This is a genomic window from Streptomyces sp. NPDC037301 (genome assembly GCF_055602785.1).
Window position 1 is genome coordinate 1 of record NZ_JBVJWD010000025.1, and the last position, 23,804, is coordinate 23,804.

The following is a 23,804-nucleotide window of genomic DNA, read 5'->3' on the forward strand; positions in this document are numbered from 1 at the left end:
GCTGGAAGCGTCAGAACTCCCATCATCGCAGGTCAGCAGGCACCTCTTCTCGTTTCCTCATCCACAGGACGCGAGTCACTCGGTGGATCGAGGCTAAGAGGGCACGGGGTGCGTGAGGAACGGCTGTCTGTGGTGTGGGCCCGGCTGCGGCGGATCACCGAGACCGGCGATCCTTCCCAAGCGCTGGGAACACAGGCGCTTACGGAGGCTCGGCAACTCGCCGAAGTCCTCGGCCCCGGCATTGGCGATATAACAGCCTGGTACGCGCTTGGATGGTTTCACTTCTACCGGTACACAGCGCTCCCGGACGGCCACGGCGGTGTGGACCTGGACGCTGCGGTGGAAGCGTTCACTCCCTGCTTTCTCGCCGATGTCAGCGGCCTGCCCGAGCCCCTCTTGCCGCAGCTTGCCCACACTGCGGGCCCGCAGGCCACCGCCTTGGTCGAGAAGGCAGTCTCCACCGACCCGGACCTGCTCTCCGCTGCCGTGGACCTGTGTCGGCGCATCGCGGACGCCATCCCCACCGACGACCCCAAGCGATTCGCGCACCTGCACAATCTGGGGGCCGCGCTGCGATCGAGGTTTCAGCGCAGTGAGGTGTTGGCGGATTTGGACGACGCCGTCACCGCCGGGCGTGCCGCCGTCGAGGCCATCCCCACCGACCACCCTCGCCGAGCGGCGCTGCTGTCCGGCCTGGGGAACGCGCTGCGGGACCGATTCGAGTGGGTCGGGGATCCGGCAGATGTGCATGAAGCCATCGATCTGTTGCGTGCCGCCGTCGAGGCCACCCCCACCAACTACCCCCAGCGAGCTGCATACCTGTCCAATCTGGGGGCAGCGCTTAACCTCCGTTTCGAGCGCAGTGGGGTGTTGGCGGACTTGGACGACTCCATTACCGCCGGGCGGGCCGCTGTCGAGGCCACCCCCGCCAACCACCCCCACCGCGCCAGGCACCTGTCCAACCTCGGGGTTGCGCTGCGAGCGCGATTTGAGCGCAGTGGGGGACTGGCGGATTTGGACGACGCCATCGCCGTTGAGCGGGCTGCTGTCGAGGCCACGCCCACCGACCACCCCGATCAGGTTGGGCGGCTGTCAGCTCTGGGGATCGCGTTTTACCTCCGGTTCGAGCAGGTCGGGGATCTGGCGGACGCGCGTGAAGCCATCGCTCTGCTGCGCGCAACTGTCGAGGCCACTCCGAGCGACCACCCCCAGCGAGCTGCATACCTGTCCAACTTCGGGGCTGCGCTTTACCGCCGTTTCGAGCGCAGTGGCGTGTTGGCGGATTTGGACGACGCCGTCACCGCTTGGCGGGCCGCTGTCGAGGCCACCCCCACCGACCACCCCCAGCGAGCTGCATACCTGTCCAACTTCGGGGCTGCGCTTTACCGCCAGTTTGAGCGCAGTGGCGTGTTGGCGGATTTGGACGACTCCATTACCGCAGGGCGGGCCGCTGTCGAAGCCACCCCCACCGACCACCCCCAGCGAGCTGCATACCTGTCCAACTTCGGGGCTGCGCTGCGATCGAGGTTTGAGCGCAGTGGCGTGTTGGCGGATTTGGACGACGCCGTCACCGCTTGGCGGGCCGCTGTCGAAGCCACCCGCACCGACCACCCCCAGCGAGCCATGTACCTGTCCAACCTCGGGGGCGCGCTGCAGGTCCGGTTCGGAGCCAGTGGAGTGTTGGGGGACTTGGACGACTCCATTACCGTTGGGCGAGCCGCTGTCGAGGCCACCCCTACCGAGCACCCCGAGCGAGCTGTCTACTTGTCCAACCTCGGGGGCTCGCTTCGCGTTCGGTTCACGCACGGTCGGGAGCGGGCAGACCTGGACGCAGCGGTGTCCGCCCTCGACGAGGTGTGGGGGATGATTTCGGCGGCGCCCTCAAACCGTATCCAGGCGGCCTGGGACGTGGCCAGGCTGGTCGCGGGGTCGGATGCGGGGCGGGCGGCGGATGCGGTGGAGGCCGCGGTGCGGCTGCTGCCCGAGGTGACACCCCGCCAGCTGGGGCGGGGCGATCAGCAGCATGTGCTTGGCCAGTTCGCCGGTCTGGCCGGGGATGCCGCTGCCCTGGTCCTGGCCGATCCCCGGGGAAGTCGGCAGAAGAACGCGGCCCGTGCGCTGCGGTTGCTGGAGGCAGGGCGGGCGGTGCTGCTCAGTCAGGCGCTGGATACCCGCAGCGACCTCACCGACCTGAGCCGGCGCCGTCCCGATCTGGCCGCGCGGTTCATCCAGCTGCGCGACCAGCTCGACCAGCCCACCGACGCCCCCTCCCCTGCCGGGAGCGAAGACAACAACGCCGCCAAGGTGCGGCAGGCACGCACTGTGCCCGACCGGCACCGGCTGGCCCACGACTTCGCCCAGACCCTGGACGAGATCCGCGCGCTGGAGGGGTTCGCCTCCTTCGCCCTCCCACCCACCACCGAGGAACTCCTCACCGAGGCCGAACAGGGCCCAGTCGTGGTGTTCAACGTCAGCCGCTACCGCAGCGACGCCCTGTTGCTCACCCGCAGTGGCATCACACACGTGGAACTCCGTCACCTCACCCCCCGTACCCTGATCGAGAAAGTCACCGCCTTCCACGGGGCGCTGCATGCCGCCACTTCGGGCGACAGCAGGGAACAGCGGCGGGAGGCACAGGACATCCTGGCCGGTGTCCTGCAATGGCTGTGGGACACCGCCGCCGGGCCTGTCCTGGAGGTTTTGGGCCACCGCACCACGCCGTCGGCGGAGGCCGACTGGCCGCGGGTCTGGTGGGTACCGGGCGGGCTGCTGGGACGGCTGCCCGTGCACGCCGCCGGCTACCACACCGACCTTGCTGACGACCCCCGCCGGTGCACCGTCATGGACCGGGTCGTCTCCTCCTATACCCCCACCGTCCGCGCCCTGCGCCACGCCCGCCAGCGCACGCCAGTCCCGGACAAACCCGCCCAAGGACTGATCGTCGCGATGCCCACCACCCCCGGTCTGCCCGGCCACGGCCGCCTGCACCACGTCGACGCCGAAGCCGAGCTGCTGCGCCAGCACCTGCCGCACACTGTCCTGCTGCGCGAACCCGACCCCGCGGGCCCCGACAGCCCTTCCCTGAGTACGCCCACCAAGGCCGCCGTCCTGGACCGCCTCCCCACCTGTTCGATCGCGCACTTCGCTTGCCACGGCACCAGCCACCCCACCGACCCCTCCAAAAGCAGACTGTTGCTCCACGACCACGACAGTGCCCCGCTGACCGTCGCCAGCCTCGCCCCTGTCCGCCTCGACCACGCCCAGCTGGCCTACCTGTCGGCCTGCCGCACCGCGGCCATCGACACCACCGACCTGGCCGACGAGGCCATCCACCTGACCTCCGCCTTCCAACTCGCCGGATTCCCTCACGTCGTGGGCACCTTGTGGGAGATCGTCGACCAGGCCGCCGTCACCGTGGCTGACGCCTTCTACACCCGCCTGCACACCCCCGACGGCACCATCGACACCAGCCGGGCCGCCTGGGCCCTCAACCAAGCTGTACGCGACCTGCGCGACGGCCACGACCTGCCCTCGAAACTCGACCGGACCACCGTCCCCTTCCTATGGGCCGCCTACCTCCACGCCGGCGCCTGACCAGCAGTCGGCAGGACCGGCGGCCTGCCCGCGATCCCGAGGCCGCACGGCCGGCGGTATCGAGGCCGGACGGCATCCCACTTCGACGGACACCATGATCGCCATCCCCAGCTGACAGTCACTGATCGACCGGCCGCCAACTCACGGTCCACGGTGCCTCGAAACACACCCGTGCTTCAGACCTTCTCCCTGTCTCCCCCACTTCCCTTGGAGTAGGCTCATGGACCGGAAATGGAGCATCATCCACCGCGCCAGCCCCCGACCCTACTAACTGATCGTTTCAGAATGAGGTACGGAGGCGTCTCAAGCTTGCCGACTGTGGCTGGTGGAGGCCGGGCGCATCGAGACCCTCGACCGCACGCGCCGCACTCGCTGACCGCGTTCCGGGAACCTTCGAAGATTACGTGCGCCGAGCCACCGGAACCCGTGACAGGGTGTCGGCTGCGCTTGACCCCATGAATCATGAATGGAGCTGGAGTGTTACGACGCAAAGACGTTCCCGACCCCGATCCGCGCAGCACGCCGTCAACTACAGCTGGGCAGCTCCTCGGGAACACCGACCAGATAATGGCGCTCACGGCCATGGCCACATTCGCCGCGCTGGGCGGGGGCGACCTGAGAGATCCGCTGGTGCAGAATGCCGCTCTGACGGCGCTGGCCACAGCCGAGCAGGTCGTGGAGAGCCTGCACGAAGCGGGTGTCTTGGACCGCGGCGGAGTCACCCAGCTGAACCGTCCCGCAGCCGCCGCGCGAGACGGCTTCCAGCAGGCGATGGCCCAGCCCGGTCTGCTCCCGCCGACGCCGCCGGCGCCGGCCTCGGGTACGGGGGCCGACGGCGGGAATCTGCGCGACATCGCGGTCTGGTCCGCAGGTCTGGCCCCCGACGAGGCGGCGGCCTTCGTCGAGGCCGTCCTGGCATCCAACGATGCGACGATCGACACCGTGCTCCGCAACGTTGCCGAAATGCTGGACAACTCCGCAGACTCGGGAAACCCGTGGACCAGCAGGTCCGTTATGGCGGCGCTGGCTGGTGACGCCGACCGGGACCTGCTCGTCGGGACCGTCGACGCCCTCGTCTCGGCCGCCCGGATCATCGCCCCGGAGACCAAGCGCACCACGGCGGATGCCGCTCTCGCCAAACTGCGGCACCCGGACGCGGACCGCTTCCGACACCGCCGCCGCGTCGTCCTCCAGCAGCTGCTGCTGGGCTTGGGCGGCTTCATTTACGGCCGTGCACGCGAAGCCGCCGTCTCGTTCCGGGAGCTCGGAGGCGGCGACCTGCGTGACACGAAGGTGCTCAAGGCGGCCCAGACCGCGTTCGACACCTATATGGCGTTGGCTGGGCAGACCGGAATCGGCGTGAGCCCAGGTCTGTACGAGCTGGCCGAACCACAGCTCACCGCCGCCCGAAACTGCTTCAAGCTGGCGTACGACTACACGGTCAAGCGCTCGGGGAGCGGCGCGAGCTGAGCCCGGCATCGCGGCGCCGCTCGGCGCAGACGGGACGCTCGAGCAGTGCCGTGAGGCCTGGGCCGGGACACCATGCCCCCGGCATCGCGCACCAGCGCCGGGTGGACCGGTCGGGTGGTCAGGCCGCCTGGGCGTAGGCGAAACGGCCGAAACATCGCGCGAGTGGGTGATTGGGGCGGGCCGGGCGGGAAACCGTGTCCGGAAGGTCTGCGTGCAATGTCGAGGGACGGAGAACAGGTGATGGCCACCACGGCGGGCACAGCCCGGGCGGCTACGGCGGCGCCGAACAGTCTTCAGCTGCCGGGAATCATCCTCGGAGTGGGGCTCGGCGGGTTCGTCGACGGCATCCTGCTGCACCAGCTCCTCCAGTGGCACCACATGCTCACCAGCACCAACCACGACCACATCGGCGTGAAGTACTACAACCCGCACACGGTGTCCGGGCTGGAGATGAACACCGTCTGGGACGGCATCTTCCACGCCGTGTGCTGGATCGCCGTTCTGACGGGCCTGGCCGTCTTGTACTCCCGGGTCACCCAAAACCGGCGCGCGGTGTGGACCTCTCGGGTCCTGTGGGGCTGGATCCTGGCCGGCTGGGGCCTGTTCAACCTGGTCGAGGGGCTGCTGGACCACCAGATCCTAGGCATCCACCACGTCCACGGCGGCCCCTACCAGGCATGGTGGGACGCCGGCTTCCTCGTCCTGGGCGGTCTGCTCCTGATCGGCGGCTATCTGCTCCAGCGCAGCGGCCGGCCTTTCGACCCGACCACCCCACGCGGTGCCGAGCGGGCCGGGGGCCGCGCCTGATGGGCGGTATGCACCCCATGGGGCACCACGGCGATGGCGGTGGCGGCCTCCTCGGGGCGATAGTGACGGTGCTGGTCCTGCTCTCCGCGGCCGGCGGCTACTTGCTCGCGGCGGGCCGGGCCCGACGCCGCAACCCCGCGCAGGGCTGGAACGCCTGGCGGTCGGCGTCGTTCCTCGCCGGACTGGCCCTTCTCGGCGTCGCGCTGCTGCCGCCGCTGGGGCCGGCCGCGCACACCGACTTCCGCGGGCACACGGCCCAGCACATGCTCATCGGCATGTACACGCCGCTGGCGCTGGTGCTGGCCGCGCCAGTCACCCTCCTTCTGCGCACCCTGCCGCCTGCCCGCGCCCGGCGGGTGACGGCAGTGCTGCACAGCCTGCCCGCCCGGGTGCCGGCCCACCCCGCGTTCGCCCTGTTGCTGAGCACCGGCACTCTAGGGGTGCTGTACTTCACGCCGCTGTACAACACCGCCATGGCCCACCCCGCGGGGCACTGGCTGATGGACGTGCACTTCCTGGCGTCCGGGGGCTTGTTCGCCTACGTCATCGCCGGCCCCGACCCCGCGCCCAACCGGCCCGGCGTGCGGGCCCGCCTGGTGTACCTGGGCATTGCGATCGCCGCGCACGCCCTGATCGCCCAGGCCATGTACGGCGGGTTCTTCGTCGACATCCACGCCCCCATCGAACAGGTCCAGCAGGGCGCGGAGATCATGTACTACGGCGGGGACATCGCCGAACTCCTGCTGGCCGGCGCACTGGTGTCCACCTGGCGGCCCGAGCGCCGCACCAAGGCGGCCATGCTGCCCGAGCGCCCGAAGGCAAGTGTGGCAACACCGCACTGAGCGCACGATACGCAGGAGCCGCAGAGTGATTCCGAGCTGCACCCTCTCGGCCGTACGCGTCGGTCCGACGTTCTGGCACCTCCGCCGGCCCGTCCCGACTCAGCGCACTCAGCCGCTCGGGCCACCAAAGAGCGCGCCAAGGCACGGCTCGGCAACCGCGGCCGGCCCGGCCGCACCTGGCGGCCGGGCAAGGACCCCGTCAAGGTGGACTGCCACACCTTCACCACCAGCGACCAGCCGGTGGCCATTCCCTACGGGGTCTACGACATCGCCCACAACACCGGCTGGGTCAACGTCGGGACCGACCACGACACCGCCGAGTTCGCGGTGGAATCCATCCGCCGCTGGTGGCAGCGCCGCGGACGGGGTGATCACCGGACGCCACCCGGCTGCTGATCACCGCCGACGCCGGCGGTTCCAATGACCCCCGCCGCTGGACATGGAAGAAGCACCTGGCCGTCTTCGCCCTGGAGAGCGGGCTGGAGATCACGGTCTGCCACTTCCCACCCGGCACGCAATGCCGTTGCATAACTACTGAACTATCGAGGGCTGCAACGTGATGACCTTGGCGGTGATTCGCCGAGTCGGTCGCCGGTCCCGGGTGTTGATCCGATAGGAGAGCTTCGAGGAGTACTTGGAATCCGGGCGTTTCAGGTGCCGGTCCGCCTCGCGCAGGCGCCTGACGCCGTTGTCGAGCTTCCGATGCACCTTCGCCGCCAGGACGACCAGGAACTCTTCGATCTTCGTGGGTGTGTCCGAGCATTGGCGGACCATGCTGCGCCGCGCATGCTCGAGGACCTTGACGAACGAGACCCGGTCCGGATCGCGCCCGTTGTCGTTGGCCAGACCTACGATGACCTGCGTGAGGCAGTGGTGCACGGCCAGGTGCGTCCAGACCTCCTGACGCACCAGATCCGGGTCGCCCGAGCGCAGTACCTCGACCGGCCCGCGCTGGAATGCCGGCTCCGTCCCGCGCGCCACCGTGGCGCTCACCCGGCGCCGTTCGACCAGACCTGACGGGCGCCTACCCACGTGGCGCGCACCGGAACGGCCGCGAGGGCGTCGGGGGCGGTGGCGAACAGGTCCTGGCCGAGCACGGTGAAGTCAGCCAGGTATCCGGGAGCGATGCGGCCCTTGAGGTGGGACTCGCCTGTGGCGTGCCCGGAGCCGGCGGTGTAGACGCTTAGAGCCTCACGGACCGTCAGGGCCCGGTCGGCGCCGAGGACATCGCCCTCGCTGGTGCGTCGGGTCACCATCGTCTGGAGGGCGAGCAGCGGCTCAAGGGGACCTGCCGGGTGGTCGGACGAGCCCGCGACGACGACGCCGGCGTCCAGAAAGGAGCGGTGGTCACTGACCCGTGCGGCGCGCGCGTCACCGTAGTAGCGGCGCAGCTTGGAGCCGTGCCCGTGGACGAATGCGCCGAACGGTACCGGGGTGACCTCTGCGGCGCGGATCCGCTGGACCAGCTTCTCGTCGACGAGGGAGCAGTGCTCGATGCGGTGGTTGATCCGCTGCTCGGGGTGGGCGGCGCGGGCCGCCTCGATGGCGTCGAGGACCTGGGAGACGGCCAGGTCGCCGTTGGCGTGCACGCCAACGCGCAGGCCCGCCGCGTGCAGGGCGAGAACTGCGTCGGCGAGCTCGGTCTCGTCCAGGAGTTGGATTCCGTTGTCGGAACCGGTCTCGGCCGGGTAGGGGTCGCGGCACAGGCAGGTGCCCCCGGCCAGCGCGCCATCCATGATGATCTTGGCGCCGACGATGCGCAGCCACTCGTCGCCGAATCCGGCCTGCAGGCCCGCGTGGCGCAGGGGGTCCACGTAGCGATGCCACAGGAGGGCGCCCACCCGCATCGTCAGGCGGCCGCATTCGCGCATGCGCTGATAGGTGCGCAGTGCGGCCGGGGTCGTCACGGCGTCGCAGACGGAGGTGACGCCGGCCGCGTGGTAGGCGGTGAAGACGTCGGCCAGCGGTTCGAGCAGGGCCTCGGGCGCTTCCTGAGGTAGCAGGGTGGGTTCGCCGGAGGCACGGTAGAGCTGGTCGAACCAGGTCCGCTCGTAGAGCCAGCCGTCCAGTCGGCCCGTCGTGTCGCGGCCCAGGTCGCCGCCGGTCTGGGGGCCGCTGCCGTCGTGCAGACCAGTCAGCATCAAGGCCGCGGAACCGGCGACCGCCATGTGAAACGAGAAGTGGATCACCAGGATCGGGTGTCGGGTGGTGATCGCGTCGAGCGCGGTGCGGTCGAGGCGGCCGTCGGGGTCGGTGGCGGGGTTGTAGCCCTGGGCGACGATCCACCGGCCCGGCTCGGTGGCGGCCACTCGCGCCGCGAGCCGCTCCCGGGGGGTTCCGGTGCCCGCGCTCAGGTCGAGGCGGAGAGCGGCGTTGGCCACGTCCATGGGATGGCAGTGTGCGTCGTGGAAGCCGGGCACCACGTGGGCGTCGCCCAGATCGACGGTCTCGGCGCCGGGCAGTGCCGTGTACGCCTCGGCTGCCTCGCCGACTGCGGCGATCCTCTCGCCGACGGTGGCGAGGACCCGGGTGTCGGCCTCGCCGTCCAGGGTGGTGATGCGGCGGGCCCGGACGATGCGAACAGGCGTGGGAGGGGCGATGGGGCCGTGCTGCCTGTTGGTCGCGGCGGTCATGTGTTCGGTCTCCTTCTTGTTCCTCGTTCCCGTGCGGCTGGACACGTCTACGAGGACGGCGGCCGGACGGGAACGAGGGGGCGGTGCGGTGGTGTGGCGACGGCCGGCAGACGGTCGCTCGTGACGGGTGCGTCTTCGGGAAGGGGCTGCAAGGTCAGTGCACGGGTGTCGGGGCCGGCGCAGGGGCCTCCCGCTCCTCCTTGCCGGCACGGATGCCCCGCAGGCGCGAGACCGCCTCGGTCACCACTGCCACCAGGACGTTGACCGTCAGGGAGATGAGACCGTGGCTGACCGGACCGTCGTAGATGCCGCCGAAGGTCAGCCAGATGAGGACGGCCTCACCGGCGACAATGCCCGCCCCCGCCGACGGTGCGCGTAGCAACGGGCGCCTGGTCAGGGCGGCGGCCGTCGCCGGGGCCATCTGGGCGAGGCCGCTGTAGGTGAGCAGGAGCAGGTTGGCGAGAGCATCAGGCCGGGCGATCCCCAGGACGAGGGCGACCCCGACAGCGGCCACCACAGTGGTGTGGTTGACGATGAGCGCGCGACGGCGGTCCTGTACGCGCAGTACATTGCGGGCCACCATGGTCGACATGCCGAGCACGATGGCGGCGGCCGGGACCATGGCAGTGGCGGCCGCTGCGACGGCCACGACGCCCACGAGCCAAGCGGGCAGTGCCTGGGAGACCAGGGTGAGCAGGACTCCGTTGTTCCCGTTCACGGGAGCCGAGAGCGCGGTGATCGCGACAAAGCCTACGATGATCGGGATGGCCTGGGTAGCGCCGTAGACGGGCATCCAGATGCTGTTCTTACGCAGGGCGCGCTCGGAGTCGGCGGCCATGACCGCGGGCCAGCCGTGAGGCATCGTCATGAACAGCACGCTGAACAGACTGGTCAGCATCGCGGTGAAGAACCAGATGGTGCCGTGCGGGCCACTGTGCGGGACGCTGAGCAGCTCACTGTGGTGGGCGCGCAGTTCACCGCCGAGGCTGCCGAGCCCGCCATGAAAGTGGGCGGGGACAGCGACGAGCAGGACGATCAGGACGACCAACATCAGGGCGTCCTTGAAGTACGCGGTTCTGGCGACACCGTGGATGCCGGACCACAACACGAAGGCAACGATGAGCACCGAGGCGAGGATCATCGCGGGGGTGCCGACGTTGTCCTTGCCGGTGGCGAGTTCGACGACCAGGCCGAGTCCGGTGATCTGCAGTTGCAGATAGGGCAGCAGGAAGAGCACGCCGAAGACAGCGGTAACGGTGCCGAGCAGGGGGCTGCGGTAGCGATCGGCGAAGAAGTCACCTTGCGTGACATGGCCGCATTCACGCCCGATGCGCCACACGATCGGACTGATGACGTACAGGCCGACGTAGGCGATGGGCAGGTACGGCAGGGCGTAGACGACCGCGACACCGGAGCTGAAGGCGAGGCCCGCGAGGCCCAGGAACGTGAAGGTCGTGTAGATCTCCCCAGCCTGCAGGAACCAGGTGGTCAGGGCGCCGAAGTTACGGCCTCCGACGCTCCACTCCTCAAGATTCGCGGCGGGCTTGCGACGGCCCATCATGCCAAGTAGGCCGATGACGACTATGCCAACGACGCAGACGACAAGGACGGTACTCATCGGCGCTCCTCCTGGAGGTTTTGGCGGCCGGCAGCGAGCGCAGAGCGGCGCCGCTCGACGAAGGCGAGGGCAGGGGTCAGGGCGAGTACCCAGACGACGGACCAGACCAGCAGGGACGGCATGCCGAACCACAAGTGCGGTCCGTTGACGAAAGGCAGCCAGACAGCTGACAGCAGGGCCACTACAGGCACGACGGTCAGCAACCACGGAAGGCGCATGGCGAACTCCGAGACATGTCGCGAGTCGGTGGTCGGCTGCCGAGAGACGGACAGCCACCGCGGCGGACGGCCGGCGGCCGTTGCCAAATCACACAAGGAGCTTGAAACTCCTGGAGTGCAACCCATGGATTTCTGCGTAATTCATTCAGGAGCGATGCCACAGTGACCGATTCCGCCACCGGCTTGCTGGACGAGCTGGATCTGTCCCTGGTCAATGCGCTCCAGACCGCGCCCCGCGCGTCCTGGGCGCGGGTAGGAAGGGCCATCGAGGTCAGCCCGGTGACGGCGGCGCGGCGCTGGGAGCGGCTGCGCGCCCAGGGCCTGGTCTGGGTGACCGCGTACGGCGGAGCCTTCGTCAACCATCACCACTGTGTCGCCATCGTCGGCGTGGACTGCGAACCCGGCCGCATCCCAGCGATCTCGGCCGCGCTTGCCGAGCAACCGCAGATCGCCAGCATCGAGCACACAGCGGGCCACCACGACCTGTCCCTCAACGTCATGGTGGACTCGCTGGCCGACCTCTCCCGGCTGCACACCGAGGTCCTCGGGAGACTGCCCGGGGTGCGTGCCACACACAGCCGGATCGTCACCCGGTTCTTCACCGAGGGCTCCCGCTGGGACATTCGCGCCATCAGCCGCGACCAGCGCGAAGCGGTGCGCTCCGGGGCGCCCCCCGCGGTGGGTGACGTCGATCCCGCACCGGCCGAGGCCGACCGGGAGCTGCTGCTCGCACTCGGCGCCGACGGGCGCGCCGGATACGGCGAATTGGCCCGACGTACGGGAATGAGTGAGTCGACGGTGCGGCGCCGGGTGGCGTGGATGGTGCGCACAGGGGCCGCGCTGCCGCGCTGCGAGGTGGCCCACACCTACTCGCCGTATCCGGTGTTCGCCACCTTCCACGCGAACGTGCCGTCCGACGCGCTGGCCCGGGTCGGCCCCGCACTGGCCGCGCTGCCGGAGGTGCGGATGTGCGCGGCCACCACCTCGAACCACAACCTGGTGGTCAACGGCTGGGTGCGCTCCACCCCCGACGTTCTGCGCCTGGAGTCGTACATTGCTGAGCGCTTCCCGGAGATCGCTGTGACCGACCGCTCCCTCACGCTCGGCAATCCCAAGCGCATGGGCTGGATCCTCGACGAGGCGGGGCGGGCAGTGCGGCACGTACCCATCGACCTGTGGCGGCGGCCGGGGGCCGGCTGAGCCATCAGCTCCTGAGCCGACTCGCCCCTCACAGACCGTGCATACATCAGTACGGTGTTGACGCAGCGTCGGATATCTGGTGGTGGAGATGGGTGGGCCATGGCACAGGAGACTCAGCCTGGCAAGGTGATCGGGGACCGCTTCCGCCTCGACGAGGCGCTGGCCCGCGGCGGCTTCGGCATCGTCTGGAAAGCGCGCGACCTGAACTTCGACATCGACGTCGCGGTCAAGGAGCTCTATCTGCCCCCGGCCACCTCCCCCAAGGAGCACGCCGACCGCCTCGCCCGCGCCGAGCGGGAGCCACGGAACGCCGCCAGGCTGCGCGACCATCCCAATATCGTCGCGGTGCACGACGTGGTCTTCGACGACGACAAACCCTGGATGATCATGCGTCTGGTCACCGGGCACTCGCTCCTCGAACACCTGGAGAACCAGGGCCCGTTGCCGGCGAAGGAGGCGACCCGCGCGGCCCGTAATCTCCTGTCGGCGCTCCAGGCCGCCCACCAGGAAGAGATCGTCCACCGCGACGTAAAGCCCGCGAATGTGATGGTGGCGGACAACGGCGAGTTCCTGCTCACCGACTTCGGCATCGCCATCCACGCCACCGACACCTCGCTCACCACCACCGGCGGATTCATCGGCTCGCTCGAGTACGTCGCCCCGGAGCGCGCGAACGGCGTCGACGACTGTCCGATCAGCGACCTGTTCTCACTGGGCGCCACGCTCTACCAGGCCGTCGAGGGCATCTCGCCGTTCCGCCGGGACAGCCAGACCGCGACGCTCACGGCGATCCTGATCGAGCAGCCGGACCCGCCCCAGCACGCGGGCGGGCTGAAGCCGCTGATCACAGCGCATCGCCGCCCCCCGAGGTCGCGAACAACCCGGTGATCGCCCGATACCCCGGCGACATCACCGTCACATCCAACTCCGCCTCAGCCTTCACCAGCGCCACAGCGCCCCCGCCATCGGCATCCCCTCCCGCGCCATCCGCGCCCGGTCCCGGCGAAGACTGCGCGGCCAGCACTTCCTCCACGGCCACTGGTTGCAGGCCGAAGACCACAGGCCCCCGCTCCCCGTGACGGTGAGCGGGGGCCTGCGGCTGCCTTCCGTGAGACCGGATCGCACCGTGCTGGCCTGCGAAAAGAAAAACGGTGAAACTCGTGAGACCGTCCATCGCGCGCGGGCCGGATCTCAGCGTTGGGCTCTCCCGGCGGGCCACCATGGCTGCGTACCACCACGTCGAACGCCGGTGACCGCCGTACCGGCCTGAGCGTGGACCGGACGACGGCCCGCGAGGTCCGATCGAAGGAGGAACGCATGGCAACCGCCTGGGGTGGTGAGTGGGGCGCATGCAGGGCTCCGGCTCCGCACCGGGGGCACAAGTCCTGTGCGTTCATGCCCCGTTGAGGGGCGCGCCCGGAGCCGATGCGGGCGGATCGGAGGCCGGGGCCCTCGGTCGGCACCTGAGTGATGCTGATCCCCTTGCTGGGCGCGCCGCGTGGGTTCGACGCATCGGGTCGCCCAGCAGTGGCCGGATACCACGTGTGGCCCGCCCACGTCACCGACGCTGGGTGGACGCGCACGCCGGGGCGCCTGCGGTACAGGCGCCCCGGCATCGGTCAGCGGCGGATCTGGTAGGCGCGGGTCACCGTCTGCTCGATGGTGTTGCCATCGGCATCGGTGGCCTGCACGCGCAGCGACACGAAGCCCGCGTTCGCGGGGTTGCCGATCGTGCCGTTGAGGCCGCCGTCGAGGCGGACCTGCCGCCAGTTGGTGCCGTCGTCGTACGAGGCCCACAGCTTCGCCCCGGCGAGCTTCAGACCGTTCAGGCCCTTGGGGTAGCGCACGCCCAGTCCGATGCGGGTGGTGGAGTGCGGCCGGGCGCTGTTGGCCTGGTCGACGTCGAGTCGGTAGTCGACCGACAGGACGGGGAGCAGGGTCAGTCCTTCCTTCCGCTCGGAGTGGAAGCGCCAGTCGGTGCGCACCTTGGTGGAGGTCGTCCAGCCGGGGGCGTCCCGCTGCACGTCGGTGACCACGCGGTATTCGGCGCGCTGTGCCGTCATCGGGAAGGCGACGGGCGCCGAACGGATGCTGCCGAGGAGCTGGCCGTCCCGGTAGACGGTGGACAGCGCCTTGTCGCTGCCGGCTTCGGCGGAGAAGGACTGGTCCGGCGCAGTGTCGAGCAGACCGCCCGACGCCACCACACCGACATCGCCCTGCCGGACGGCAGAGTTGGACTGTGCGTCCGGCAGCGCGGTGCGCACCACAGCCTTGTTCCAGTCGCGGTGCACGCGCTGTCCGGCCTTGAGCGTCGAGGTGTTCGTCAGCTTCCAGGAGCCGTCCGACGTCCACACGGGACCTGCCTTCACCGCTTCCCAGGTGGGCACGTCCGCGGAGACGTACTCGGTCCGGGAGCGCGGCAGGACCACCCGGTCGAAGCCGAAGTACGCCGTCGGCTGCATCGGCGAGCGCGTCAGCCGGGCGTATCCGCCTTCGGTGGCCGGCGTCGAGGCGTGGAACGAGGAGTCCACGGTGGCCAGTTCCTCGTCGCGTACCCGGTAGCGCTGGTCGGCGGGGATGCCGCCCTTGCGGTACTTCAGCAGCTCGTAGGAGTACGGGCTCACCGCGGTGCCGGAGATCCTGATCACGGCGTTGTCCAGGGCCGCCAGCTCCTCGCCCTGGGTTCCGGAGAGGGTCATCGCCGGGATCTTGGTGGCCGTCGGGCCCCAGTTGCCTGCGAGCCAGTTCTCGGGGATGTCGTTGTAGATGAGGATGGCGAGCGCACCGGCGCTCGCGGCGTCTTCGACCTGCTCTCCCACCGTTCGCTCGGCGCTCCGCTTCACCAGGGCGAGCTTGCCCCGGACGTCCTCGCCGGCCTTCGCCACGCGCAGGACGCGGGTGCCGTCGATACGTGCGGAGCCCGTCCAGCCCTCGAGGTAGGCCGCGTCCAGGGTCCGGTTGCCGTGCCCGACGAGGCGGGCGTCGAGTGCGGGTGCGCCGAGCGACCAGCCGGCGCGCGATTCGAAGCGCTCGTTCGCGGTCTGCGACGGGACGGAGTACACGGCCGTCTCGCCGTCCAGCCACGTCTCGCGGTCGTAGACGAGGTCGCCGTCCACGGCCTGGAAGTTCAGACCGATGCGGGCGCGGTTGGTCTCCGTCGGCCGCGAGGTGGTCATGGTGACCGGGCCGGCCTTGGCGCCGTCCAGGGTGAAGGTCCGATCGGAGTCGATCATCGTGCCCGGCTGGGCGGCGTAGGCGTACTCCTCCAGCCGGCTCCAGTCGGAGGTGTAGTGGAAGATCTCCGAGATGAAGGCGTGCTCGCCGCGCGGTACCCGCACCACGACGGTCCCGTCCGCTGCGACCGGGTACGTCTCGGGCAGTCCGTAGCGGCCCAGCTGCCAGGCGGTGACCGCGGCGATGCCGCTCGTCGGCTTGCCGTCGCGGTCGAGCACCTTCAGCGTGACGTCGAAGCGCTGTACGTCCCGGCCGAAGCCGACCGCCGTCACTGCCGCCGTCCGCCCGTCGGCGGAGACCGCGGTGACGTGCGCGCCGTGGGATCCGGTCGTCACGCCGACGGTGTTGAGGGTGAGTTCGACCTCGGCGGTGCCGTGCGCCGGCACGGTCACCGAGTCGGCTCCCAGGCTGAGCACTCCGGCCGGCAGTTCCTCGCCCGCGTTCTCGACCTTCAGGGCGAGGGTGACCGGCTGGTCGCCGTCGTTGACGTACTCGATCTTCTTCCCGACCGGGGCGGTGGCGTCCCAGTCCCGCAGTCCGAAGTCGGCCGTGCCGCTGGCCGATACGGGCTGCCGGAGTGCGCGTGCCACGTCCACGCGGCCGGCGCCCTGGGCGTAGACGGAGGTGGCGGCGGTGGTCTTGGCCGTACTGATCAGCTGGCTCTTCAAACGGGCCGCCGTCCAGTCGGGGTGGCGCTGCGCGAGGATCGCGGCGGCGCCGGCCACGTGCGGCGTGGCCATGGAGGTGCCACTCGCGGTGGTGTACGAGCCGTCCACCGGTGTGCCCATCGTCGTGCCGGCGGCCCGGGCGGCGGCGATCCGCGAGCCCGGCGCGGTGATCTCCGGCTTGAGCCCGCCGTTACCGCCTCGTGGGCCCCGGCTGGAGAAGTCGGTGACCGCGTCGGTGGAGTCCACGGCGCCGACCGTCAGGGCCGCGTCGGCGGCTCCGGGTGAGCCGACGGACGTCGCCGCGGGGCCGCTGTTGCCCGCCGCGATGGTGAACAGCACGCCGGTCTGCGCCGTCAGTTCGTTGACCGCCATCGACATGGGGTCGGTACCGTCGGCGCCTTCCCCGCCGCCCAGGCTCATGGAGATGACCTTCGCCCCCGAGTGCGCGGCCCAGTCCATCCCTTCGATGATCGAGGATTCCGAGCCGCTGCCGCCGTCGTCGAGCACCTTGCCCACGATCAGTCCGGCGCCCGGTGCCACGCCCCGGTACTTCCCGCCGGAGGCGGCTCCGCTTCCCAGGATGGTGGAGGCGACGTGGGTGCCGTGGCCGTGGCCGTCGCGCGCCGTCTCGCCGGGGACGAAGCTGCGGCTTTCCACGATGCGGTCGGCGAGGTCGGGGTGGGTGGCGTCGACACCGGTGTCCAGCACCGCGACCTTCACGCCGGTGCCGTCGAAACCGTCCTTCCACGCCTCCGGGGCGCCGATCTGCGGGACGCTCCTGTCGAGGAGCGCCTTGACCTGCCCGTCCAGCCAGAGGCGCTGGACGCCGCCCGACAGGCGGGCCTTGGGGGTACCTGCGCGGGCGCTGTCGTCGTCGACGGCCTCCCAGAACGCGGCGCCCTTGCGCTTGTCGGCGCTGACGGCGGCTCCTCGTACGCCGGGGAGTTTCCGTGTGAGGCGGGCTCCGCCGGGTGCGGTGTCCTTGGCGCCGGACGCGTAGCGCACGATCATCGGGGTCGACGCGTGGTGGGCATCGTCGTACCCCTGGGCGATGAGTTGGGTGACGTTGAACAGCCGGCCGTCCACCTGGCCGTTGTGCACCAGCGCTTCGACGTCGCGCGGGATCACGTACACATCGGTGCCGACGGTGTACGTCCGCAGCTCGGCCGCACTGCGGTGGTACGGGGTGATGTTGACGGCGAGGGTCTTGCCCGCCCTCGTGGCCACCGTCACCTGGTCTCCGGTGACGAGGGTGACCTTCGTGGTGCGGACTTCTGCTTGGGACGGGGTGGTTACCGCGTCCTCCCCGGTCTTCGGTGCGGGGGTGGCACCGTACACCAGACCGCCGCCGGCCACGGTGGTGGCCATGGTGGTCGCCAAGGTGAAGCCGAGCAGTGCGGCTCTTCGCCTGAAACGCATGCTGAACGCTCTCCTTCCGCCGGCAGGGAGGGTTCCGCGACCGGCGGGTCAAGCCTCGGCAGGAAGGGGCACCGACGCTACGGCCGCGCCTGACGAAGAAGTGACATGTCCACTCGCCGCCACTTTGCGCGTATCGAAGTCGGATGGTCGTCGTACGTGATAGTGCGGACATCGTCCAGGTGTGCGGGTGTGGTTAGATCACGCTGTGTCCGGTGGGTGGTACATCGGTTGGGGTGGGTGGGGGCGTCGTGAGAGGCGGACACATGCTGGAGGCCGCGGGGATCGGGGCGGGGGAGGAGCGGTTGTACCGCTTCCTCGTCGGGGTGCGTGAGGCTGATGCCGCAGTGATCGCGGAGCAGCTGGGGCTCGAAGTGGCGCAGGCACACAGGCTGTTGGCCTCGCTCCACGACAAGGGGCTGGTGGGGCGGGTGGCCGTTTCGCCGGCGGGGGGCGCGGCGCGCTATGTGCCGGTGGCGCCCGATGCGGCGCTGCGTCCGCTGCTGCTGCGTGGGCATGAGGCGCTGGAGGCGGCGCGGCGGGGGGTGGAGCAGCTCACCGAGGAGTACCGGGCCGGGGGGCGGCGGCATGACGCCGGGCAGCTTGTCGAGGTGATCACGGGGGCGAGTGTGATCCGGCAGCGGCTGCGTCATATGGCGTACGGGGCCAGTGAGATGCGGTGGCTCTGCAAGGCCGGCCATGTGGCCATGCCTGCGGCGGAGAACGACGAGGAGTGGGAGCTGCTCGCCCGTGGGGTGCGGTACGAGGCTATCTACGAGCGCGCTCTGCTGGAGGAGCCCGGCATGGTCGACAACGTTGCCCGGAGCATCCGCGCGGGTGAGCAGGCGCGGGCTACCGGGACGCTACCGGTGCGGATGGTGATCGCGGACGGTTCGATCGCCATCTGCCCGCTGATGCACGGCGGTTCGGGTGGTTCGCTGGGTGAGCCGACGGCCGCGGTGGTGCACGGCAGCAGCCTGCTCGACGCGCTGATCGCGCTGTTCGAGAGCCAGTGGGCGGCGGCGTCGCCGCTGCACGTCACGGACTCCGGTGAGCTGGCCGACTTCGGCGGCAGTCCGCGGCCCGGTGCGAACGTCGCCGACGACGAGCGGTATCTGCTGTCCCTGGTCGTCGCCGGGGTCGCGGACAAGTCGATCGCCTCGCAGCTACGGGTCAGCCAGCGCACGGTGCAGCGCCGGATCCAGGTGCTGATGCAGCGCGCCGGCGCCGCGACGCGGACGCAGTTGGTGTGGCAGGCGGCGCGGCGGGGGTGGCTGTCGTGAGAGAGGTGGCTGTCATGAGAGGGGGTGGCTGTCATGAGGTACGAGCCGCTGTTCCCGTACCGCAGAGAACGTCGGTGAGTCCGTCAGGTCGGTTGTCGGTTGACCTGACGGACTCACCGGGCACGCGGCAGGGGGGTGCCGCTCAGTTCGTGGCGAACGCGCGGCGTACTTCCTGTGTCACCTCGTTGCCCCGGTTGTCCCAGGCGCGTACGCGCAGGGACACGTAGCCGTCGGTCCAGGAGTCGGCCGGACGGCGGGCCCGGACGTCGTAACTCCCGTTGCCCTCGGGGGTGGTCGTCGCCGGGCTCCAGTGGGCGCCGGTCGTCGTAGGAGACGGAGACCTCCATGCCCGCCACCTTTGGGCCGGTGAGGCCGTCCTGGTGGCGTGCCTTCACCCCGAAGACGAGGGTGCGGGCGCGTCGCGGTGACCTCGATGCTCGCCCTGCACCTGCTCCAGTCCGCGCTCGTCCACGTCAGCACCCTGCTGGTTCAGCAAGTCCTGGCCGAACCGGCCTGGGCATCGCGGCTGAGCGAGGAGGACCGGCGCGGCCTGACCGCGCTGTTCTGGTCCAACGTCAACCCGTACGGCACCTTCCGCCTGGATATGGACAAGCGCCTCGACCCGGGGCCGGCCGCCGCCGTGCCCCGCCCCCGCACCCCGGCGGACACCGCCGACCGATCGCGTACGGAGACACAGTGAAGGACTTCCAGGACTTCACCGACCCGAGGATGAACGAGGCCTCGTGGCGGGCACGGCGGACGGGAGGGCCTTGGCCGCCAGAGCGGTGAGCAGGAGCAGCACGGCGCTGAGGGTGAGGCCCGCTGACAGAACGGTCGTGGCGGCGAGCGGGGTCCCGCAGGGAGGCCGGCTCAAACAGACGGCGTGGCGGGCGGTGCGGGCCGGTCGGCCGACGCGCACGCCCCCGCCAGGCAACGTTCGCCTGGCCCGTTGCCGGACGAGCCCGCAGGGTCGTTCAGGGCCTGCGGCCGTGGAAGGTGCGGCGCAGGTCGCTCACCCAGACGTCGGGGTTCTCCCAGGGGATGAAGTGGCCGCCGTTGTCGTGGGCGTTGACGTTGACGTGGTTGAACCAATCGGCCTGCGAGCCGGTCTTGAACGCCCGGACGCGCTCGTCGGCGGTGTGGATGCCAGGCGGGTTCTCGTACGTGACCAAGGTGAGGCCGACCGGGGCCTGCACGACCGGGGTGCGGTCGTGGGCGGGGGACCAGGGGTGGCGGTTGGCGTTGGCGTAGTAACGCATCGACGTGGCGATGGAGTTGTTCACCCAGTAGATCGTGGCGTGGGTGAGCAGGTCGTCCTTGGTGAAGACGGACTCGACGTCGCCGCCGTTGTCGCTCCAGGCGTTCCAGCGCTCCAGCAGCCAGGCGAGCAGTCCGGCGGGTGAGTCGCTCAGCCCGTGGGCCAGGGTGGCGCCGTCGAGCATGTGCACGGCGAGGTGGGACGCCGAGCGGTGGTCCAGCTCGATGATGCGGGCGCGGACGTCGGCGGGCTGGTCGTCGGTGAGGGGCCGCTTCCGGGCGAAGTCCCAGGCGCGGGGGCCGGTGAAGAAGTCGAGCGGCAGCCCGGAGCCGATGTGGATGCCGTACAGCGCGTCGGCGTACTTGTGGCCGAGCTGGCTGGAGACGATCCCGCCGATGTCGCAGCCCCCGGCGGCGTACTTCTCGTATCCCAGGGTCTCGGTCATCAGGGTGTGCCAGAGGTCGGAGACCTTCCAGAAGTTGACGTCCGAAAAGCCGGTGAGCGGGCCGGGGAAACCGAAGCCGGGCAGGGACGGCACGATGACGTCGAACGCGTCGGCGGGGTCACCGCCGAACGCGGCCGGGTCTGCGAGCGGGTCGATCACCTTCGACCAGTGCCAGAACGTCCACGGCCAGCCGTGGGTGAGGATCAACGGGATCGGGCGAGGGCCGCGGCCGGGCTTGCGCATGAAGTGCACTGGGACACCGGCGACGCTCACCTGGTAGTGCTCGTAGGCGTTGATGGCGGCCTCGGCCTTGCGCCAGTCGTAGCCGTCCCGCCAGTAGGCGACCAGCCCACGGAGATAGCTGACCGGGACGCCGTAGGACCAGTCCCCATTCCCCTCGTCCAGCGGCGGACGGGTCAATGTGAGACGGGCGCGCAGGTCATCGAGGACCTCGTCGGACACATGGATCGGGGTGGGCTCCAGGGGGAAGGCGTGCGGGGTGGTCACGGCGTGGTTCCTTACTGGGTAGAGGGAAGCGGTGTCGTCGGCCTGTTGGGTGGTTGGGCGGCGAGCCGGGCCATTTCAAGGAGTGCGGGCAGCAACGCGGCGAGTGCCTGCCGGTGGTGCGGGTCGAGCTGGCCGGCCAGGGCGGCCGGGCGACCGATGCGCTCCTTTCGCCGCGACTCGACCACCTTGGTACCGGCGCGGACACTCAACGGCTCTGACGATGGGACGTTTCCACATCCGCCCCGGGGCGGCGTTGCATAGATGGTCGCTCGTGAAACACCCGGCCGCGCGGCAACCCACCTGTGGCGAACATGTTTCATGAGTTGTTGCAAACGACATGCCGGGCCAGGCCGGTGACCAGCCCGGTGGTCAGGGTTCGCCAGAGCGGGAGGTCCTGGTGGTCCCGCGGGCGAAGAGCGTGACCGGCGAGCGCGGTCCGCAGGACAGCGTCGACGGCCTCCGGGTCGGCGACGACCGTGCCGGGTGTCGCCTCGCGCAGGTTGGGGGCGAGGGTGCTCTTGCCGCCGCCGAAGGGGCCGTTGAGCCAGGTGATCACGTGCCCTCCACGGCTGCGGCCATCTGCAGTGGCGGCACCGTCCGGCACCGTGGTTCGTCGGGTGCCAGTCAGTGCATGGCTGGCACACGCCCCGGGGTCGCACCGTGCCCCAGGCGCCGCAGCGCCGACACGACGCAGGTCCACGCTTCGCCCACCTCGCCCACTGTTCCTCTCGAACGCCCATGGCCTGGTCTAGTTCGGCGGAAGCGACTTGCGGCCGGAACCGCCCGGGCGGGAGACCGGCCGTACCGCGTTGGACCCAGCGTTCGCCGCGAAGGGCGACCCACATCCATTCCGGACGTCGGCGGCCGGCGGCAAGGTCGTCCGCCAATTCCTCGGTGAGGCTGCGGGCGCCGGGACCGGCGGGCAGAACACCCTCCTGGTAGTTTCGGAACTCCTCCAGGACCAACTGGAGCGGGCGGACACGGCACACGACGGGTCACCACAAGCTTCTGCAACGAAGCGACAATCCTCTGCTACCGGCCTACTACGGCCCTGACCCGGCGTCAACAAACCACCGCTAGAAGAAGCCCAGCTTCTTCGGCGAATACGACACCAGGAGGTTCTTCGTCTGCTGGTGGTACACGTTCCGCACCGCTGGTGACCAGCGAGAAGGCGTTCCTTGGTGGTCTTCGGGCGAGGCTTGGTCCGGGAATGGCCCGGATCTTGGGGCAACTGACGGTTCGGTGTCGGTTGCGGCCCAGCCCGGGTAGGGACCGCACGGCCTGTTCGTCGAAGCGCCAAGGCGCTCGGCGAGGGGTGGCCGGGGCGGAGATGTCGGTGAAGGCGGTTGTCTCCTTGGCGGAACGTGTCACCTCTTACCCGCCCATCCCTGGAAAGCAGATGGGTAAGAGGTGACGCGTTCCGCCAAGCGCTATTGCGCTCCAGCCAAGATCAACGCCGTCCACCGCTGGTCGAGAGCACTTCTCCGGGCAAGCCGCCTAAACGGATGAACCGCCACGGGTTGAGCCGTCACCAGTGATGACCGGCTTACCTCCGCTCGCGGGGAGAGCACCCTCGTGAACCGGCCCTGACGAAAGCGCTCGACGGTTCACCTCCGCGCGAGTGGAGGCGAACCGCCCGGCCAGGAAGGTCGGTATCTCACTCCGCCTCGGGGAACGTCCCGTTCTCTACCGTTCTGCGGCGGCTCGACGGCCGCCATGATCTCAACTCGGGGTAACCGCCCCGCGACCGAGGAGATTCCGTGCCGTGAATCCGAGCAGCCTGCGCGCGGCCGAGGTGTCGACCGGCGCCGCGCGACCCGGCAGCGGGCGCCGCAGCACGGTGGTGGGGTGGTAGCGGCGCAGCAGTTCCTCCGTCGGGTACGGCACGATGATCTCGGGGGCGCAGAGGTGTACCGCGTGCGCCGCACGGCCGGGTACGTCCAAGGCCAGCAGTGCGGCCCTCGCCGCGTCATGGACCTCGAGGTACGTCCACAGGTCCCTTGCCCCCGCGGCCGGGTCGGCCGTGAGCCGGGCGGCGTGCGCGTTCAGCCGTTCCTCGAATCCGCCCACGTACGGATAGCGCAGGCACACCACGCTCATCCCGTGCCGCCGCGCCATCATCTGCGCTGTCAGCTCGTCGACCTGTTTGGACAGGCCGTAGGGGTCGGCCACCTGGGAGGCCATCGCCTCATCCACCGGTGCGTACGGTGGATGCGGATCCTCGGCGTCTGTCCAGGGCAGGCCCGTGACACCCCAGGAGCTCGCCACCGCCGCATGCCGGATCCCGGCCCGGCCGGCCTCCTCCAGGACAGTGAAGGTGGAGAGGCTGTTGCCCCCGAAGACCTCCAGCGCGGTGTTGCGCTCGGGAGTCGGGATCGCCGCCAGGTGGATGACCGCGTCGGCGCCTTCCAGCGCCGCCCGCACGGTCTTCGCGTCGGCGGCGTCACCGGTCACGACCAGGCGCGCCGCCAGATCGCCGGGGTCGTCGAGGACCAAGGCGTTCGCCTCGATCCCGCGCTCGGCGAGCAGCGCGAGGACCGCTCGCCCGATCCGCCCGGCGGCCCCGGTGACCATCACTCTGCCGACCATCCGGTCACTCCTTTGCGTCGGT

18 protein-coding genes and 1 pseudogene are annotated in these 23,804 nt (G+C 70.1%); 9 read left to right on the forward strand and 10 right to left on the reverse strand.

The window, feature by feature from the left end; all coding sequences use genetic code 11:
• Positions 1-108 precede the first annotated feature (108 nt).
• The 5 genes and pseudogenes from ACZ7IB_RS31270 to ACZ7IB_RS31290 form a co-directional block, all read left to right on the forward strand.
• Positions 109-3,594 carry a CHAT domain-containing protein gene (locus ACZ7IB_RS31270; RefSeq protein ID WP_470917136.1) on the forward strand — a complete coding sequence of 1,162 codons (3,486 nt, stop codon included), beginning with the start codon at positions 109-111 and terminating at the stop codon, positions 3,592-3,594.
• A gap of 477 nt (positions 3,595-4,071) precedes the next feature.
• A complete protein-coding gene (locus ACZ7IB_RS31275; protein WP_470917138.1) occupies positions 4,072-5,064 on the forward strand; it encodes a hypothetical protein in 993 nt (330 codons plus the stop codon).
• Between the two features lie 240 nt (positions 5,065-5,304).
• Complete coding sequence (locus ACZ7IB_RS31280; protein WP_470917309.1) at positions 5,305-5,871, forward strand: DUF2243 domain-containing protein; 567 nt, start codon at positions 5,305-5,307, stop codon at positions 5,869-5,871.
• The gene (locus ACZ7IB_RS31285; RefSeq protein WP_470917140.1) at positions 5,871-6,713 is read left to right on the forward strand and encodes a cytochrome c oxidase assembly protein; all 843 of its coding nucleotides are present in this window, start codon (positions 5,871-5,873) and stop codon (positions 6,711-6,713) included. The genes ACZ7IB_RS31280 and ACZ7IB_RS31285 overlap by 1 nt, the downstream gene beginning before the upstream one ends.
• Before the next feature lie 132 nt (positions 6,714-6,845).
• Positions 6,846-7,228 (forward strand): annotated as a pseudogene (locus ACZ7IB_RS31290) (ISAzo13-like element transposase-related protein); the annotation flags it as partial.
• 16 nt (positions 7,229-7,244) lie between these two features.
• Here the strand turns inward: ACZ7IB_RS31290 and ACZ7IB_RS31295 are convergent.
• From ACZ7IB_RS31295 to ACZ7IB_RS31310, 4 genes are all read right to left on the reverse strand, one after another.
• Positions 7,245-7,706, reverse strand: coding sequence for a hypothetical protein (locus ACZ7IB_RS31295; protein WP_470917142.1), 462 nt, complete (start codon positions 7,704-7,706; stop codon positions 7,245-7,247).
• Positions 7,703-9,346, reverse strand: a complete 1,644-nt coding sequence (locus ACZ7IB_RS31300; RefSeq protein WP_470917144.1) for an amidohydrolase — start codon at positions 9,344-9,346, stop codon at positions 7,703-7,705. Before ACZ7IB_RS31300 ends, ACZ7IB_RS31295 begins: the two co-directional genes overlap by 4 nt.
• A gap of 154 nt (positions 9,347-9,500) precedes the next feature.
• Positions 9,501-10,964, reverse strand: a complete 1,464-nt coding sequence (locus ACZ7IB_RS31305) for a sodium:solute symporter family protein (RefSeq protein WP_470917146.1) — start codon at positions 10,962-10,964, stop codon at positions 9,501-9,503.
• On the reverse strand, positions 10,961-11,182 hold the full coding sequence (locus tag ACZ7IB_RS31310; RefSeq protein ID WP_470917148.1) for a hypothetical protein: 222 nt from the start codon (positions 11,180-11,182) through the stop codon (positions 10,961-10,963). The genes ACZ7IB_RS31305 and ACZ7IB_RS31310 overlap by 4 nt, the downstream gene beginning before the upstream one ends.
• A gap of 162 nt (positions 11,183-11,344) precedes the next feature.
• Between ACZ7IB_RS31310 and ACZ7IB_RS31315 the strand changes: the two genes are divergently transcribed.
• Positions 11,345-12,382, forward strand: a complete 1,038-nt coding sequence (locus ACZ7IB_RS31315) for an Lrp/AsnC family transcriptional regulator (RefSeq protein WP_266354810.1) — start codon at positions 11,345-11,347, stop codon at positions 12,380-12,382.
• A 99-nt stretch (positions 12,383-12,481) separates the two neighbouring features.
• Positions 12,482-13,270, forward strand: a complete 789-nt coding sequence (locus ACZ7IB_RS31320) for a serine/threonine-protein kinase (RefSeq protein ID WP_470917150.1) — start codon at positions 12,482-12,484, stop codon at positions 13,268-13,270.
• Here ACZ7IB_RS31320 and ACZ7IB_RS31325 read toward each other — a convergent pair.
• Together ACZ7IB_RS31325 and ACZ7IB_RS31330 are read right to left on the reverse strand one after the other, a co-directional pair.
• Positions 13,227-13,442 carry a hypothetical protein gene (locus ACZ7IB_RS31325; protein ID WP_470917152.1) on the reverse strand — a complete coding sequence of 72 codons (216 nt, stop codon included), beginning with the start codon at positions 13,440-13,442 and terminating at the stop codon, positions 13,227-13,229. The two genes, ACZ7IB_RS31320 and ACZ7IB_RS31325, sit on opposite strands and share 44 nt — an antisense overlap.
• 559 nt (positions 13,443-14,001) lie before the next feature.
• Positions 14,002-17,703: a S8 family serine peptidase gene (locus ACZ7IB_RS31330; RefSeq protein ID WP_470917154.1), complete on the reverse strand. Its 3,702-nt coding sequence runs from the start codon at positions 17,701-17,703 to the stop codon at positions 14,002-14,004.
• A gap of 263 nt (positions 17,704-17,966) precedes the next feature.
• Here ACZ7IB_RS31330 and ACZ7IB_RS31335 point away from each other — a divergent pair, with 263 nt between their 5' ends.
• A complete protein-coding gene (locus ACZ7IB_RS31335) occupies positions 17,967-18,983 on the forward strand; it encodes a helix-turn-helix domain-containing protein (RefSeq protein WP_470917156.1) in 1,017 nt (338 codons plus the stop codon).
• A 433-nt stretch (positions 18,984-19,416) separates the two neighbouring features.
• Positions 19,417-19,683: a Tn3 family transposase gene (locus tag ACZ7IB_RS31340; RefSeq protein ID WP_470917158.1), complete on the forward strand. Its 267-nt coding sequence runs from the start codon at positions 19,417-19,419 to the stop codon at positions 19,681-19,683.
• A 274-nt stretch (positions 19,684-19,957) separates the two neighbouring features.
• On the opposite strand, the gene ACZ7IB_RS31345 is transcribed toward ACZ7IB_RS31340, so the two are convergent.
• The 4 genes from ACZ7IB_RS31345 to ACZ7IB_RS31360 all read right to left on the reverse strand — a co-directional run bounded on the left by ACZ7IB_RS31345 (position 19,958) and on the right by ACZ7IB_RS31360 (position 23,782).
• Entirely contained in the window at positions 19,958-21,193 is a 1,236-nt protein-coding gene (locus tag ACZ7IB_RS31345; RefSeq protein WP_470917160.1) for an epoxide hydrolase family protein, read from the reverse strand.
• Positions 21,194-21,204: 11 nt separating this feature from the next.
• Positions 21,205-21,402, reverse strand: coding sequence for a hypothetical protein (locus ACZ7IB_RS31350; protein ID WP_470917162.1), 198 nt, complete (start codon positions 21,400-21,402; stop codon positions 21,205-21,207).
• A gap of 107 nt (positions 21,403-21,509) precedes the next feature.
• The gene (locus tag ACZ7IB_RS31355; protein WP_470917164.1) at positions 21,510-21,749 is read right to left on the reverse strand and encodes a hypothetical protein; all 240 of its coding nucleotides are present in this window, start codon (positions 21,747-21,749) and stop codon (positions 21,510-21,512) included.
• A gap of 1,166 nt (positions 21,750-22,915) precedes the next feature.
• Positions 22,916-23,782, reverse strand: coding sequence for an NAD-dependent epimerase/dehydratase family protein (locus tag ACZ7IB_RS31360; RefSeq protein WP_470917166.1), 867 nt, complete (start codon positions 23,780-23,782; stop codon positions 22,916-22,918).
• Positions 23,783-23,804 lie beyond the last annotated feature (22 nt).